Consider the following 16,055-nt stretch of genomic DNA (forward strand, 5'->3'; position numbering starts at 1 on the left):
ACATGATGCCATCTCGAAGCATAGAGTTTAGGATGACCACCATCTTGCGAACGCAAGCAATAATCGCCACTTTCTTTGGTTTTCCAGCTTCGAGTAATCGAGCGTAAGTGTCCTTGAAAACAGGGTTACATTGCATGGCTGACATCATGGCCATGTACAAAACGGTTCTCACCTGTGCGCGGCCTCCTTGGATGACTCGTTTCCCTTTGTAGCGTCCGCTTTCACGTGTAATAGGGGCGACGCCGATGAGTGAAGCTGCTTGCTTGTTGGTAATGTAGCCTAACTCAGGCACATTGCTGATGATAGACGCAGCGGCGATATTGCCGATACCAGGTACGCTTTGTAAGAGGGTATTTTTAGTTTAGTATTCGGGGCCGGAGAATACAGCGCAGAATAAAGGACAGCCATATCTTTTTGATGTTTCGCGCAGCCTTGATTAAAAACAACAAAGACCCCCATTATTAGCTGTGTGATAGCCGCTGTGGCCGCGGCCGAAAGTCGCAACCCTCATTCTGTTGGCTAACAATCCCATGATTGAACACAAGGTGGATTCAGCGAACTTGGGCAAGGTTCTGATAAACCGGGAAATGGCTCAGGCGGTGATAGTGTTCGCCAGTGCCATTTCCAAGGTCATTTCCGATGCTGAAAGTTAAGCCTTGAGCAATGCCAATGCGGGCTGTTGGTTATCAGGATAGAGTCGATAAGCCTTATGGTGCTTGATGCAACTGGCTTGCTTATCCCCCTGGCTGAATAGAAGCGCATGTTTGACAGCAAACTGGGCAATCAACTGCTCGTCGGCGCGGATGTAAAGGGTGATGGGTTTTATCAATTTGCCATCGAGCAGATGCTGCTGATACTGCTCGGCGGAGATCACCAAGCTGTTTTGCCCCTGGCTGTCTAATTTGAGTTTACCGCTTACTTCACAGTCGAGGATGACGAGCCAGCCTTCGGCTTGGAGCTCGGCAATCAGGTTCTGGAGCGATTGCCCCACTGCGGCATTATTGATGGCTGGCAGATACTGCGCCTGGATACGTTGAAGCACCTCGGGTAACTTGGCACCGGCCCCCAGGCTTCGTCCCGCTCTTATCCAGCGAGTGAGATCTTCTGCCAGTAACTTTGAGAAACGTTTCTCTTTTAGTGACTGCACCATCCAGTTGCAGAGAAAATGACTTTCCGCCGCCGGGGTCTTGATGCTGCCAGCGGCATGGTTACGTTCCGCCAAAGCAGCGAGGCCGGCCTGGGTTAATGCCAGCAAAGCCTTATTGTAGCTTTGTTCTGTCATTGTTTTTCCGCGTATAAGAGATATGGATGGGGCGCTGAGTATACCCTAAGCTGCAGTTTTCTATATCAGGTAGACAAAGAAAAACCACCACAATGGTTATCAGTAAGACAGTTACCCGATCTGTCTTCGCAGCTATCTTACTGTAAATTTTCCAATCTCAAGGATATCTCTTGTCTGCCGGGCAACCGGGTTGTTTAATGAACAGAGTGAGGTAGTAGCCGGTTGTTACCTCTGCCTCTATGGGCTTGGTTAAGATGAGTCTGATGGTGAGTCGATGGAATAACAGGAGAAGACAATGGCTAACGTATTGATCCTTGCCGGTGATTATGTGGAAGACTATGAAATCATGGTGCCGTTTCAGGCGCTGCAGATGGTGGGCCATAAGGTTACTGCCGTGTGCCCTGACAAAGAGGCCGGTGATACTGTCAGGACGGCTATTCATGATTTTGAAGGCGATCAAACCTACAGTGAAAAACCTGGGCACAATTTCGTTCTCAACGGTGACTTTGAACAGATAAGTGCCGATGATTTTGATGCGCTGTTGATCCCCGGCGGCCGAGCACCCGAGTATCTGCGTCTCTATGATGAAGTTCTTGAGCTGGTTCGGGCCTTTGCCAAGGCGGATAAGCCGATTGCCGCCGTCTGTCATGGGGCGCAACTGCTGACCGCCGCCGGAGTGGTGCAGGGCAAGAAGGTGTCGGCTTATCCCGCCTGTGCCCCCGAAGTACGCCAAGCCGGTGGTGAATATGCCGATATCGAGGTGACAGAAGCGATTACTGACGGCAAGTTGGTTACAGCGCCGGCTTGGCCTGCCCATCCTCAGTGGTTGGCGCAGTTCCACGCCTTACTCTGAATTCCACTGCCCAGGGCCTTGTCCGCTCTGACGGCCAAAGGTCATCTTAACGGGTCTTTCACTTGGCCGGAGATGCTATGTGTGAAATCTATTCCGGGGCGGCTCCCGCCTTGTTTGAGTTGAAAACCCGCTCGGTGCGTTTGGGTGGCGTCGTCACCAGTATTCGCCTGGAAGCGATTTTTTGGCAGTTGCTGGAGGATATCGCTGCCGAGGCGGGGTTGAGTCTCGGTGAGTGCCTCAGCCGTATCCACCAAGAGGCCTGCTGCAAGGAAGGGCGAGTCAGCAATTTTGCATCCTTGCTGCGGGTGGCTTGCACCACCTATCTCAATCGCGGTGAGCGCTTGTCCCTTAGGGGAGCAAGCTTTGCCGCCGAGAATGCAAGTGTTTCCAGCCAGTGAAAAATCCAGCTAAAACCCAACTAGCCAAAAGCCGCGCAGTGCGCGGCTTTTTAATGATTCAACATAGGAGCTAAAGCCCGTCATGCGGGGCGGCTCATTTGAGCTTCTTGGGCTTGATGCCGCTGGAGCCGACTTTAACCTTAACTCTGCGGCCGGACATGCTCTTTTCCGCTGCGACCTGCTCCGAGGCGCTGCTGGCGCCCGGCTTTTTCTTGGCGAAGCTGCGGCGCTTTTGCAGTTGCTTGAGCAGGAGATCGCGATTACTCACTTCATAGCCTGGCATCATGATGCGCTTGAGTTTTTGGCCTATCAGTTTTTCGATGTCGGCCAGGGTGCGCTCTTCTTCGCGGCTGACAAAAGAGATGGCGACCCCCGTCTTGCCGGCGCGGCCGGTGCGACCAATACGGTGCACATAGTCCTCAGCCAGGAAGGGCAGATCGTAATTGACCACATACTCGAGATCCGGAATATCCAGGCCGCGGGCGGCCACTTCGGTGGATACCAACACTCGTACCTTGCCTTCCTTGAATTCTCTGAGCGCCCGGCGACGGCTGCCCTGGGCTTTTTCACTGTGCACCACGGCACTGGCGATACCGTCGAGATTCAGTTCCTTGACCAGATGATCCGCATCTTCACGGGTGGCGGTAAACACCAGCACCTGCTGCCAGTTCTTGCGCCCGATAAGCTCAGACAGGAGTTCACGCTTGCGGCGCTGCTCTACCGGGTAGACCACCTGGCTGACGGTCACCGCTGTGGTGTTTTGGCGGTCGGCCGTGATGACCTTGGGCTTGTTCATTATCTCATCGGCCAGGCGCCTTACCGCGCCAGAGAAGGTGGCCGAGAACATCAGATTTTGCCGTTGCTTGGCGGCGCTCTGAAGTATTTTGTTGATATCGTTGATAAAGCCCATATCCAGCATACGGTCGGCTTCATCCAGCACCAGCACTTCCAGCGAGCCCAGGCTCAGGTTACCGGCCAGCAGTTGTTCCAGTAAACGCCCCGGAGTGGCCACCACTATGTCGGCGCCTTGCTTGAGCTTGTTGACCTGAGATGCCGACTTGACGCCGCCAAACAGAGTGGCCACCGACAGTTGCAGGTATTTGCCGTATTGGCGGGCATTGTCGGCAACCTGGGACACCAACTCACGGGTCGGTGCCAGGATCAGGGCCCGGATATTGCCGGGTTTGAGTTCGAGCGGGTTATCCTGCAGGCGCTGCAAAATAGGCAGCACAAAGGCGGCTGTCTTGCCTGTGCCCGTCTGGGCGCTGGCCAGCACGTCCTGACCGCGGCGAACCGCAGGGATGGCCTGTCTCTGAATCGGTGTCATGCTCTCATAACCGCACTCTTTGAGCGCGCGGAGTATTTCGGGGGCAAAACTGTAAGATTCAAACTTCATCTCGATATTCCTGTATTCAACCGCTTGGCGTGTGTCTTAGCTGTTTCGGGTGTCGGCGGCCCAAATGCCGGAAGCTCAGGCCTGAGTAAACGCCAAGTGCCGGGATAACCCGGGCGGGCGCGGAGTATAGCAAAAAAATCCATCAAGGCCCGCTCATTTCTGCTTTATTCTTGCGCTGCAAGGATAAATGCCCTGAGGCGCTGCGGATATCACTGTCTCTTGCAGATACAAGAATGCCGCCCGCAGGCGGCATTCTCTCACGATTTATTGGCTTAGCTGAACCAGCCGGCAAACATCTGCTTGAAGTAGTCCATCAGCTTGCTGAACCAGCTGCCTTCGTTGACTTCTTCCAATGTCACCAGTGGGAACTGGGCAATGTCTTTACCATCAAGCTGGAAGTATACCCGGCCGACGACTTCACCCTTGGCCAGCGGTGCGGTCAGCTCTTTGGTCAGTTCGAAGTTGGCCTGCAGGTTTTTAGCCTGACCCCGGTTAATGGTGACAGGAGTGTCAGTGGTTACACCCAAGTCCACTGTGTCACGGTCGCCGTACCAGATCTTCTGAGTGACAAAGCTGTCACCGGCCTTGTAAGGGGTGATGGTTTCAAAGAAACGGAAGCCATAGTTGAGCAGTTTCTTGCTCTCGGCCTTACGGGCGGCTTCACTCTTGGTGCCCATGACCACGGCAATCAGGCGCATGCCGTCTTTGGTGGCTGAGGATACCAGGTTATAGCCGGCACCCGAGGTGTGGCCTGTCTTGATGCCGTCGACATTGAGGCTGTTATCCCACAAGAGGCCGTTACGGTTGTACTGCTTGATACCGTTGTAGGTAAAAGATTTTTCCTTGTAGATATCGTACTCGTTGGGTACATCACGGATGAGGGCCGCGCCCAGCAGCGCCATATCATAGGCGGTGGATTTGTGGTTGTCCGAATCCAGGCCGTGGGAGTTTTCAAAGTAGCTGTCACGCATGCCCAGCTGTTTGGCCCAGGAGTTCATCAGATCGACGAAGGCGCCTTCGGTTCCGGCAATGTGCTCGGCCATGGCAACACAGGCATCGTTACCGGATTGGATAATGATACCCCGGTTCAGATCCGAGACTTTAACCGTCTTGCCGACTTCGATAAACATCTTGGAGGAGTCGGGGAAGTTCTTCGACCAAGCGTTCTTGCTGATGGTCACATCGTCATCGGGAGAGACATTACCCGCCTTGATCTCCTGACCTATGACATAGCTGGTCATCATCTTGGTCAGGCTGGCAGGGTTGAGGCTTTCGTAGGCGTTATTTTCCGCCAGTAAGCGCCCTGAGTTGTAATCCATCAAGACATAGGCCTTGGCGGCAACATCCGGTGCATCTGGGACGACTATCGGGGCATTGTTGGCCTGTGCGGCGGAAACTGAGGCACAGGCGAACAACAGAAAGGCTTTCGCGGGACTTTTTACAAAATTCATCATTACCTGAATACGTCTTCTGGTTGGAGTCGGAAAATATGCTGAAATTCGCAGCGAGTATAACATTAGTCGACCGGAGATTTCAGTTAAGGTTCCTTAATTAGTTAAAAATATGGTGGAATTTTGGACGCTTATGATTTTGGTTCAGTCACCATATAGCTGCTCGGGAAGCCTTCCTGCTTCAGCTTTTCCAGCAATTTGGCGGCAATACCTTCATGGCTGACCGGGCCGAGTTGCAGCCTGTATACCGGCTTGGCATCGGTAATCCGGCTCTTGACCTGATACTTGTTTTCAAGCTCTGAAGCCAACTCAAGCAGACGCTCGCGCGAGCCGGATGCCATCACCTGCACATAGTGCAAATTGTCGCTGCGAAGCTCGGCCATGGTCTGGCTCTCTTCACTGTCCTCAAACAGGACTTCCAGCCTCACCCTGGCGGTGCCTGTCTTCAGCATGTCCAGCCGGTAAGCCGCGGCGTAGGACAGATCTATCACTCTGTCGGGGTGAAAGGGGCCACGGTCATTGACCCTGACAACCACGCTCTTGTTGTTGGCCAGGTTGGTGACCCTGACATAACTGGGCAGTGGCAATGTCTTGTGCGCCGCCGACATCGAGTACATGTCATAGGTTTCACCGTTGGAGGTCAGATGGCCGTGAAACTTGGCGCCATACCAGGATGCCAGCCCCTCAACCTTGTACCCTTTGCCGGACGGCATCACCTGGTAGGATTTGCCTCTGACCTGGTAATCCTTGTTGCCCTGTTTGCTGTAGGGCTCGAACCTGGGGTGGGCATCTTCCACCTTGGAGACATCCGGGGCATCGGCCGGAGGCCGGTCATCTTTTATGGCGTAACGGCCCGAGTTGCCGGCACAGGCGGCCAGCAGAATCGAAGCGGTCAGTGGCAGCAATAGTTTAAGTCTTGTCATGGTGGGCTTTGAGTTGTTCACTGAATTGATAAACCGCCATGGCATACAGCGGGCTGCGATTGTAACGGGTGATCACATAGAAGTTGTTCAGCCCCAGCCAATAGTCTTTGGCATCGGCCTGTTCCAGCTCGATAAGCAGCGCTTTTTGGCTGGCATCCAGATCCCGGTTTTCCTTCAGTGCCACCTCGGGAGAGAGGATATCGGCCACTTGGTAATTGAGCTTTTCTCCCTTCCAGACCTTGGCCTTGGGCGTGGCTGAGGTGCTCAGTTCCAGCGCCACCGGTTCACCGGCTTTCCAGCCGTGACGGTGAAAATAGTTGGCTACTGAGCCTATGGCATCGTCGACACTGCCCAGCAGATCCCGCTTGTCGTCACCGTCAAAGTCGACGGCGTAGGCCAGATAGCTCGAAGGAATAAACTGGCCATAGCCCATGGCGCCGGCGTAGGAGCCCAGGAGGGTTTCCTTATTGAGTTGCTCCTCTTTAAGCAGCGTCATCAGCTTGGCAAATTCGCCGCGAAAGAAAGTCGCCCGTGGCGGGTAGTAGAATCCCAGGGTATAGAGGGCATCGATCACCGGGTACTTGCCCATGTAACCGCCGTAGAAGGTTTCAATACCGATAATGGCCACTATGATTTGCGGATCCACGCCATAGGTCTTGGCGGCGCGCGCTATGGTCTGTTCGTGCTGCTGCCAGAAACTCAGCCCGGCTTCGAGGCGCTTCTCGGTCAGAAAAATGGGGTAGTACTGATGCCAGGGTTTGGCCTCCCAAGGACTGGAGATGGCATCCAATACCGCCTGGTTTTTCTGGGCCGAGGCGAGGAAGCTTTCGACTTCTTCTTGGCTAAATCCCTGGCTCCGTTGCTGTTTGATAAAATCCTGCTTGAGCTGCTCGGGAGAGGGCACCTCGGCGGTGGCACAGGCGCTGAGGTTGAGACTCAGCAGCAGGCCCAGAGGTGCGAGCAGCTTTTTGAATGTCGGCATGTAAGGCGTTCCTATCTGTCGATGAAGCGTCTATGGGTGTGAATACTCATTAGAATGCCAAAAGCGGCCATCAATGTCAGCATAGAGGTGCCGCCATAACTTATCAGCGGCAGTGGGACTCCCACTACGGGCAAAATACCGGACACCATGCCGATATTCACAAACACATAAACGAAGAAGGTGAGGGTCAGCGAGCCGGCCAGCAAGCGGGCAAAGCTGGTTTGAGCCCTGGAGGCGATCACCAGGCCGCGGCCGATTACATAGAGATAGAGTGCCAGCAGCAGCAGACTGCCGATGAGGCCAAACTCCTCACCGATCACGGCGAATATAAAGTCGGTGTGGCGCTCCGGCAAAAACTCCAGCTGCGACTGAGTACCATCGAGCCAGCCCTTGCCCCAGAGTCCGCCTGAACCTATGGCAATCTTGGACTGAATGATGTGGTAGCCGGTACCGAGCGGATCGGCCTCGGGATCCAGCAAGGTCATCACTCGATTGCGCTGGTAGTCGTGCATCAAAAAGAACCACAGAATCGGTAGCAGCGCCAGCACGGCGGCGATAAAACCGCCGACAATGGCCCAGCTCATGCCGGAGAGAAACAGTACAAAGATCCCCGAGGCGGCCACCAGAATTGAGGTGCCGAGATCCGGCTGTTTGGCGATAAGCAGAGTGGGGATCAGCAAAATCACCCCTGCACCGGCCAGATAACGCTTCTTCGGCGGCAAGGGAAACTTGGAGATAAACCAGGCCATGGTGATAGGGAAGGCCAGTTTCATCAGCTCAGACGGCTGAAACTCCATAAAGCCCAGGTTGAGCCAGCGTTGGGCGCCCTTGTTGATCTCACCGAAGAAATGCACCCCCAGCAACAGGGCGACCCCGGCAATATAGATGGGCAGAGCCCAACGGCGAAACACCTCGGGGTTAATCTGGGCGATAAACAGCATCAGCCCAAGAGACAGCCCCATACGGAATAGCTGCCGCTCCATCATGGCCAGGTCTTCTCCACTGGCAGAATAGATGACGAACAGGCCAAAGCCCATCAGGCCCAGGATGCCGAGCAGCAGCGGCAGATCGATATGCATCTTCTGCCAGATATTGGGTTTACGGCTGTGGCTCATGTTTCAACTCCCAGGTATCCCGTAGCAGATATTCATCCAGCATGGCCCGGGCAACCGGCCCGGCGTTGGCGCCACCCCAACCGGCGTTTTCCAGTACCACCGCCAGCACTATTTTCGGATTTTCGTAGGGGGCATAGGCGATGATCAGCGCGTTGTCGCGCAGATGCTCGTCAATGGAGTCCGCATCATATTTCTCATCTTCGGCAACGCTGAAAACCTGTGCGGTACCTGTCTTCATCGCCGCGGTATAACTGGCATCAGTGAAGCGACTCTTCTGCGCGGTGCGGCGCATGGCCTCGTTGATGATCTCCCAGTTGTTTTTGTTTTTCAGCACTATAGGCGGCCTTTCATCCACCGGCGTCTCGATGCGGGCTGTGTTGTCCTTGATGGCCTTGAGTAGGTGCGGAGTAAAACGCTTGCCGCGGTTGGCCAAAATGGCCGTGGCATTGGCCAGCTGCAACGGCGTGGTGGTCCAGTAACCCTGACCAATCCCGACCGAGATGGTGTCGCCTATGTACCAAGGTTGGTTGTACTTGAGGCGTTTCCAGTCCCTTGATGGCATCACCCCGGCAGACTCTTCGAAGATATCCACCCCGGTATTCTGACCGAAGCCGAACTGATCCATAAAGCCGGAAATCTTGTCGATGCCTACCTTGTAGGCCATGTCGTAGTAGAAGGTATCGCAGGAGTGAACTATGGAGTCATAGACATCCACCCAGCCATGGCCCCAGCGTTTCCAGTCGCGATATTTACGATCGACCCCAGGGATCTGCCAGAAGCCGGGATCCCAGATGCGGGTCTTCTCGCTAATGGTTTGATCTTCCAGTCCCAAGAGCGCCAGATGTGGCTTGACCGTGGAGGCCGGGGCATATTGCCCTTGGGTTGCGCGGTTAATCAAGGGGCGTGAGCGGCTGTTGAGCAGCTCGCTGTATGCCTTGGAACTGATCCCGTGCACAAACTGGTTCGGGTCATAGCTGGGGCTGGAGACCATGGCCAGAATCCCGCCGTCTCTTGGGTCTATTGCCACGATTGAGCCGCGGCGACCATCCAGCAGTTCGGTGGCCTTTTGCTGCAGCTGCAGATCCAGTGTCAGGTAGATATCCTGTCCGGGCTCGGGCTGGGTCACCTTGAGGGTGCGAACACTACGCCCCAGGTTGTTGACCTCTTCCTCCAGATGCCCGGGCAGGCCGTGGAGCAGGCTCTCATAGAACTTTTCTATCCCCTGTTTGCCAATGTCTTTGGTGGCGGCATAGTTTTTCCAACTGCCGGAGCGTTCCAGCGCGTCTCTGTCCCTGGAGTTGATTTTGCCGACATAGCCCAGCACATGGGTCAGCAGGCTGCTGTAGGGGTAGTGGCGTTTAAGACCGGCATCGACATAGAAACCATCGAACCTGTGTTGGTTAACACTGAACAGGGCCACCTCGTCTTCCGTCAGCCGGGTCTTGAGCGGCAAGGGCTTGAAGCGACGGTGATATTTCAGTGACTCGGTGAAGCTGTCGCGCTCATCCTGACTGAGGTCGATAACGGTTGAGAGTTCATCCAGCGTCTGCTGCATGTTCTTCACCTTCTCAGGGATCACTTCCAGGGTGTAGAAGGGCAGGTTCTCTGCCAGCAGCTTGCCGTTACGGTCATAGATCAGGCCGCGGCTGGGCGCCAGCGGTACCACTCGGATACGGTTATCATTGGAGCGGGTTTCGTAGTCTTTGAAAGACACTACCTGCAGATAGTAGAGGTTGCCTAGCAACAGGCTGAGCAAAGCGACCACGCAGACAAAGGTAAACAGCGCCCGGCGTTTGAACAGTGCCGCCTCGGCGGCGTGATCATGCATGGTTATTCGCTTTCTACGCGGCAATGGATTCTCTCCGGCTCAAACAGTTAATGCAAAGTCAGCTAATGCAAGTGGCTCTTGGGCGCCTTATTCCCTGTGGTAGGGATGATTGTTGTTGATGCTCCAGGCCCGGTAAAGACTCTCGGCCACCACGACTCTCACCAAAGGGTGGGGCAGGGTCAGGGCCGACAGACACCAGCTTTGGCTGGCGGCTTGTTTACAGGCGGGAGCCAAGCCTTCCGGGCCGCCTATCAGCAGGCTGACATCCCGGCCATCGAGCTGCCATTTTTCCATGGCAGAGGCGAGCTCCGGAGTGGTCCAGTTCCTGCCCGGCAGATCCAGAGTGACGATATGGTTGCCCTTGGGAATCGCGGCCAACATGGCTTCGCCTTCTTTTTGCAGAATACGGGCGATATCGGCATTCTTGCCCCGCTTGCCGGCGGGAATTTCAACCAGCTCCAGCGCCATGTCCCTGGGGAAGCGGCGCTGGTACTCGGCGAAACCCTTGCTGACCCAGTCCGGCATTTTGGTGCCTACGGCAACGAGTTGCAGTTTCATCAGGCGTTGGCGTCAGACCAGAGTTTTTCCAACTGGTAATGTTCGCGGGTTTGCTCCTGCATCACATGCAGAATCACATCACCCAGATCCACCAGAACCCAGTCGCTGCTGTCGCGGCCTTCTACGCCCTGAGGTTGCATGCCGGCTTGCTTGGCTTCGGCAACCACATTTTCAGCAATGGCGCGAACATGGGTCTTGGATGTGCCTGAGCAGATAACCATAAAGTCGGTCACGTTGGACTTTTTGCTGACATCCAGCACGACTATGTCCCGAGCCTTGAGATCATCGACCTTGTCGACAACAAATTGTTTCAGTTCTGTGCCTTGCACGCTGAAGATCCTCTCATGTTTTTGATCAAGCGCAGTAGTATATCAGCGCTGGCGGGCAAGTCCCATAGCATTTATCGCCCATCCACCGCAGTTAACCGCCAAGATAGAGGCGGTTTGCAACTATATACTCGAGCACGGCTTTGGGCATGGCGGCGCGGCAGGCATTAATGTCACCGGCGGCGATGGCGCGGCGAATAGCCGTGGAGGAAAAGGGCTGCGGCTCGACCGGGAGGCTGATGATTTTGCCGTATTGCGCATTTTCAATGCCACTGCTACTGCCATTGCCTTTTTCATCGTCACAGGCTCTTGCCGCCAAGGCCTGGGTGACCGAGCAGCTTCTTTGGGCCAGTTCGGTTTGGATTTCGGCGTCCTTTGGCAGGTGCCAGTCCGGGCGCTTGCAAACCACCAGGTTACACAGGGAAAACAGCCGCTGCCATTGATGCCAGCTCGGCAGTGACAGCAAGGAATCAGTACCCATGATGAATTGAAATTCGGCGCCTGGGAAAGCCTGCTGCAGCGCTTCCAGCGTCGCAACGCTATAGGAGGGGGCATTGCGCTTGAGCTCGATATCGCAAATGTCCATATCGGGGAACTCGTCGCAGGCCAGTTTAAGCATGGTCAGGCGCTGCTCGCTGCTGGCGGTGGCCTTGGCCTTGTGCGGCGGAATATGGTTCGGCAGCAACCAGAGCTTATCCAGCTCTAGCCGGGCTTTGACTTCGGCCGCGGGTTTGAGGTGACCATAGTGAACTGGGTCGAAAGTACCGCCCATCAGCCCGATACGCATCCTGTCTCCTCAGTCGAACTCAATATGGCCAAGGTGGCGTGCCGCCTTGGGATCGAACAGCAAACACAGATGGGAAAGGCCGGTCCAGTTTTCCTGGCCTTGCTGTTTCAGTGCCAGCTCCAGCTTGGAGGCGATAGCCAACATGGACTCTATGGCTTCCAGGCTCAGCCGGGTGAGGGCGCCCTGATAGAGCGGCTTGCGCTTGTCCCAAATTCTATGCTTGCCGAACAGGCTATTGAGGCTCTCGCCCTGACTGCGGGCCGATTGCAGCGTCAGCAGCAAGGTCAGCTCTTTTTGCAGCGCCCAATGGATAATGGGCATGGCGGTTTCTTCGGCCTTGAGCTGGGCGAGGATATGCTGGGCCTTATCCTGTTGGTTAGCCAGCAGGGCATCGGTCAATTGGAACACGCTGAAGCGGGATTGATCTTCGAAGTAGCGGCTCAGCTCTTCGCTGTCCACAGGACGGACACCGGCCAGCAGCTGCAGCAGTTGCATCGCCTGATCGGCCGCCAGCAGATTGCCTTCGTAAAGGGCATACAGCATGGCTCTGGCATCGTTTTTGAGATTGAGCCGATAGTATTGAATACGGCCGTCGAGCCAGCGCTGGAACTGGGCCCCTTCGGGTGTGGCGCAAGGAACATAAAGACCCTGGCTGTCCAGGGCTTTGAACCACTTGCTGTTTTGCTGATCGCGGCCAAGCTTGGGGCCGTCGATGATCAACACTATATCCGGGTTTTGTTCAGCAATAAGGCTTTGCAGCATGGCGCCGCCATCGGCGCCCGGCTTGGCCTGGGGCAGGTTGAGCTCTATGATTCTGCGACTGGCGAACAGGCTCATGGCGTGCCATTCGTTGGCGAGATCCTGCCAGTTGAAGTTGGCTTCCTGAGTCAGTTGCAACCTTTCTTCAAAGCCTTGGCTGCGGGCGGCAGCCAGGATTTGCCGCTTGCTGCTGTCCAGCAGATAGGGATCGTCGCCCAGCAGCAGATAGCAGGATTTCAGCGGCGACAACTGCCGGTGTAACTGATCCGGATAGACCCGCATCAGTTCACCTCGATGGCGGCCAGAGTCTGGATGATGTTATCGGCGGCCTGAATGCGCATCTCTTTGACCAGCAACTCCATCTCGCGGCTCTTGGCCAAGGCGGTGCGGGGGTCGTCGAGATAATCGCGGCGGATTTCCACATCAAAAGGCTGTGCTTCCTTGCCCGGCAAAGACACGGCAAAACGCACATGGTAGATGAGTTCATATTCGGCGACGTTGCCTGTGGGGTAGAGCGACAAGGTTGAGCGCTCCAGAGTGTCGCTCAGCAGCACCAGCCGGGGAATGCCCTTGGCGGGTTCCTCTATGCCGACATTGTTGAGACGCAGGCGTTCACGCACCAGGCGGCTCAGTTCACTGTATTTGTCGCTGCTCTCCAGGCTCAGCTTGCTGAGCTCGGGCGGAATGGAATAACTTCCCTGAAGTTGAAAGCCGCAACCGGCACTGGTCATAACGACCAGTGCCAGCAGGGCGAACATCAACTGCTTCACGCTTAAAGATAGTTTCAGCATGGATGTCCTGTTTTTTCTCAGTTGGCGACTATGTTCAGCAGTTTACCTGGAACATAGATCACCTTGCGGATGGTCTTGCCTTCGGTGTGCTTGATCACCTGTTCATCGGCCAGACCCAGGGCTTCGACCTCTTCCTTGGCAGCATCGGCCGCCACAGTGATCTTGGCTCTGAGCTTACCGTTGACCTGCACCACGATTAGCTTGCTGTCTTCGACCAGTGCAGATTCGTCGGTTTCAGGCCAGCTGGCTGACTCGATATCGCCTTCCATGCCCAGCTCCTGCCACAGGTTGAAGCTCAGGTGTGGGGTGATGGGGTACAAGAGACGCACCACGGCAGACAGGGCTTCGGCCATCAGGGCTCTGTCCTGCTCGGTTTCCTGCGGAGCCTTCTGCAGCGCGTTCATCAGTTCCATCACGGCGGCAATGGCGGTGTTGAACATCTGGCGGCGGCCGATATCGTCGGTCACCTTGGCTATGGTCTTGTGCAGTTCGCGGCGCAGCGTTTTCTGCTCGCCGGTCAGTGCCGCTATATCCAGCGCTGGAGCCGCGCCTTTGGCGATATGGTCATGGGCCAGTTTCCACAGACGCTTGATAAAGCGGTGGGCGCCTTCCACGCCGGACTCCTGCCATTCCAATGTCAGCTCCGGTGGTGAGGCAAACATCATGAACAGTCGCACAGTATCGGCGCCGTACTTCTCCACCATCACTTGCGGATCGATGCCGTTGTTTTTCGACTTGGACATCTTGCTCATGCCGGTGTAAGTCAGCTCATGGCCTTCATTGTCCACGGCCTTGAGGATCCGACCCTTGTCGTCTTTCTCAACCACAGTCACTTCCAGTGGCGATACCCAAACGCGGGCGCCCTTCTCGTTGCTGTAGTAGAAGGCATCGGCCAGTACCATGCCTTGAGTCAACAGACGCTTGGCAGGTTCATTGGAGTTAACCAAACCGGCATCACGCAACAGTTTGTGGAAGAAACGGAAGTACAACAGGTGCATACAGGCGTGTTCGATACCGCCTATGTATTGATCTACCGGCAGCCAGTAGTCGGCCTTGGCTGGATCCAGCATCTGATCGGCCTTGGGCGAGCAGTAGCGGGCATAGTACCAGCTGGACTCCATAAAGGTGTCGAAAGTGTCGGTTTCGCGCAGGGCATTTTGGCCGTTGACTGTGGTTTTGGCCCACTCTTTGTCGGCCTTGATTGGGCTTTGTACCCCATCCATGACCACGTCTTCCGGCAGAATGACCGGCAGTTGCTCTTCCGGCGTAGGCATCACAGTGCCGTCTTCCAGAGTCACCATAGGGATAGGTGCGCCCCAGTAGCGCTGGCGGCTGACGCCCCAGTCGCGCAGACGGAAATTAACCTGGCGCTTGCCTTTGCCTTCGGCACTCAGCTTGTCGGCGATGGCGTTGAAGGCGGCTTCAAAGTCCAGACCATCGAACTCGGCTGAGTTGAACAGTATGCCTTTTTCAGTGTAAGCGGCTTCAGAGATATCCAGCTCGCCGTCGGCAGGCTTAATCACGCCCTTGATGGCCAGGCCATACTTGGTGGCGAACTCATAGTCACGCTGGTCGTGGCCGGGAACCGACATCACGGCTCCGGTACCATAGTTCATCAGGACAAAGTTGGCGGCCCAAACCGGGACTTCTTCGCCTGTCAGCGGGTGGATCGCCTTGAGGCCGGTATCGACACCTTTTTTCTCCATGGTGGCCAGCTCGGCCTCGGAGGCGGTGCTCTGCTTGCACTCTTCAACAAAGGCTGCCAGCGCCGGGTTGTTGGCGGCGGCTTTCTCGGCCAGCGGGTGACCGGCGGCAATGGCCACATAGGTCACGCCCATCACTGTATCCGGACGTGTGGTGTAGATGTCGAAGCTATCGTCGGAACCGGCCACCTTGAAGGTCATCTCGACCCCTTCGGAGCGACCAATCCAGTTACGCTGCATGGTCTTGACCTGCTCAGGCCAACCTTCGAGGGTATCGATATCATTCAGCAGCTCTTCGGCGTACTGAGTGATCTTGATAAACCACTGAGGGATCTCTTTCTGCTCAACCACAGTGTCGCAGCGCCAGCAGCAACCATCGATAACCTGCTCGTTGGCCAGTACAGTCTGGTCATTGGGGCACCAGTTGACTGAAGCTGTTTTCTTGTACACCAAGCCTTTTTCATACAGTTTTGTGAAGAACCACTGTTCCCAGCGATAGTATTCCGGGGTACAGGTGGCAATCTCACGGCTCCAGTCGTAGCCGAAACCCAGCATTTTCAGCTGGTTCTTCATGTAATCTATGTTTTCATAGGTCCAAGGCGCCGGCGCAGTGGCGTTCTTGATCGCGGCATTTTCTGCCGGCAGACCGAAGGCATCCCAGCCGATGGGCTGAAGCACATTTTTACCCTGCAGACGCTGGAAACGGGAAACTACGTCACCTATGGTGTAGTTACGCACGTGTCCCATATGCAGCCGACCTGAAGGATAGGGGAACATAGAGAGGCAGTAGAACTTCTCTTTACTCGGATCTTCGGTGACTTCAAAAGTTTTCTTTTCTGCCCAGTGCGTTTGCACTTTGGCTTCGATTTCTGAGGGATTATATTGCTCTTGCATCAGGTTTTT

General features: G+C 55.4%; 15 protein-coding genes and 1 pseudogene. 2 read left to right on the plus strand and 14 right to left on the minus strand.

The features are described 5' to 3' along the window. Positions 1 to 358 (minus strand): annotated as a pseudogene (locus tag ON072_RS15505) (transposase); the annotation flags it as partial. A 291-nt stretch (positions 359 to 649) separates the two neighbouring features. After that, positions 650 to 1,282 carry a DUF2913 family protein gene (locus ON072_RS15510; RefSeq protein WP_208164137.1) on the minus strand — a complete coding sequence of 211 codons (633 nt, stop codon included), beginning with the start codon at positions 1,280 to 1,282 and terminating at the stop codon, positions 650 to 652. Positions 1,283 to 1,577: 295 nt separating this feature from the next. Between ON072_RS15510 and ON072_RS15515 the strand changes: the two genes are divergently transcribed. Further along, positions 1,578 to 2,135, plus strand: coding sequence for a DJ-1/PfpI family protein (locus ON072_RS15515; RefSeq protein WP_025889577.1), 558 nt, complete (start codon positions 1,578 to 1,580; stop codon positions 2,133 to 2,135). A 77-nt stretch (positions 2,136 to 2,212) separates the two neighbouring features. Then, positions 2,213 to 2,533, plus strand: a complete 321-nt coding sequence (locus tag ON072_RS15520; RefSeq protein WP_054745756.1) for a ribbon-helix-helix domain-containing protein — start codon at positions 2,213 to 2,215, stop codon at positions 2,531 to 2,533. A gap of 94 nt (positions 2,534 to 2,627) precedes the next feature. Here the strand turns inward: ON072_RS15520 and ON072_RS15525 are convergent, their stop codons facing one another. The 12 genes from ON072_RS15525 to leuS form a co-directional block, all read right to left on the minus strand. Then, positions 2,628 to 3,929 (minus strand): DEAD/DEAH box helicase, encoded by a 1,302-nt coding sequence (locus ON072_RS15525; RefSeq protein ID WP_039034330.1) that lies wholly within the window; start codon positions 3,927 to 3,929, stop codon positions 2,628 to 2,630. 272 nt (positions 3,930 to 4,201) lie between these two features. Further along, entirely contained in the window at positions 4,202 to 5,383 is a 1,182-nt protein-coding gene (locus ON072_RS15530) for a serine hydrolase (protein ID WP_025011671.1), read from the minus strand. A gap of 128 nt (positions 5,384 to 5,511) precedes the next feature. Then, positions 5,512 to 6,303, minus strand: a complete 792-nt coding sequence (locus tag ON072_RS15535) for a septal ring lytic transglycosylase RlpA family protein (protein WP_115389893.1) — start codon at positions 6,301 to 6,303, stop codon at positions 5,512 to 5,514. Continuing rightward, the gene (gene mltB, locus ON072_RS15540; protein ID WP_144133337.1) at positions 6,290 to 7,285 is read right to left on the minus strand and encodes a lytic murein transglycosylase B; all 996 of its coding nucleotides are present in this window, start codon (positions 7,283 to 7,285) and stop codon (positions 6,290 to 6,292) included. The genes ON072_RS15535 and mltB overlap by 14 nt, the downstream gene beginning before the upstream one ends. A gap of 11 nt (positions 7,286 to 7,296) precedes the next feature. Continuing rightward, entirely contained in the window at positions 7,297 to 8,400 is a 1,104-nt protein-coding gene (rodA, locus tag ON072_RS15545) for a rod shape-determining protein RodA (protein ID WP_025889581.1), read from the minus strand. After that, on the minus strand, positions 8,384 to 10,228 hold the full coding sequence (mrdA, locus tag ON072_RS15550) for a penicillin-binding protein 2 (protein ID WP_025011673.1): 1,845 nt from the start codon (positions 10,226 to 10,228) through the stop codon (positions 8,384 to 8,386). Before mrdA ends, rodA begins: the two co-directional genes overlap by 17 nt. Positions 10,229 to 10,315: 87 nt before the next feature. Next, positions 10,316 to 10,786 (minus strand): 23S rRNA (pseudouridine(1915)-N(3))-methyltransferase RlmH, encoded by a 471-nt coding sequence (gene rlmH, locus ON072_RS15555; RefSeq protein WP_039034324.1) that lies wholly within the window; start codon positions 10,784 to 10,786, stop codon positions 10,316 to 10,318. Continuing rightward, positions 10,786 to 11,115 carry a ribosome silencing factor gene (gene rsfS / locus ON072_RS15560; RefSeq protein ID WP_025011675.1) on the minus strand — a complete coding sequence of 110 codons (330 nt, stop codon included), beginning with the start codon at positions 11,113 to 11,115 and terminating at the stop codon, positions 10,786 to 10,788. Before rsfS ends, rlmH begins: the two co-directional genes overlap by 1 nt. 91 nt (positions 11,116 to 11,206) lie before the next feature. Next, the gene (gene nadD / locus ON072_RS15565; RefSeq protein ID WP_101059427.1) at positions 11,207 to 11,899 is read right to left on the minus strand and encodes a nicotinate-nucleotide adenylyltransferase; all 693 of its coding nucleotides are present in this window, start codon (positions 11,897 to 11,899) and stop codon (positions 11,207 to 11,209) included. A gap of 9 nt (positions 11,900 to 11,908) precedes the next feature. After that, complete coding sequence (gene holA, locus ON072_RS15570) at positions 11,909 to 12,940, minus strand: DNA polymerase III subunit delta (protein WP_144133336.1); 1,032 nt, start codon at positions 12,938 to 12,940, stop codon at positions 11,909 to 11,911. Next, a complete protein-coding gene (locus ON072_RS15575; RefSeq protein WP_025011678.1) occupies positions 12,940 to 13,449 on the minus strand; it encodes an LPS-assembly lipoprotein LptE in 510 nt (169 codons plus the stop codon). Before ON072_RS15575 ends, holA begins: the two co-directional genes overlap by 1 nt. Positions 13,450 to 13,466: 17 nt before the next feature. Further along, on the minus strand, positions 13,467 to 16,046 hold the full coding sequence (gene leuS / locus ON072_RS15580) for a leucine--tRNA ligase (RefSeq protein ID WP_144133335.1): 2,580 nt from the start codon (positions 16,044 to 16,046) through the stop codon (positions 13,467 to 13,469). Between the last annotated feature and the right edge of the window lie 9 nt (positions 16,047 to 16,055).

This window comes from Shewanella sp. K8 (genome assembly GCF_028823715.1).
Taxonomy (GTDB): Bacteria; Pseudomonadota; Gammaproteobacteria; order Enterobacterales; family Shewanellaceae; genus Shewanella; species Shewanella algae.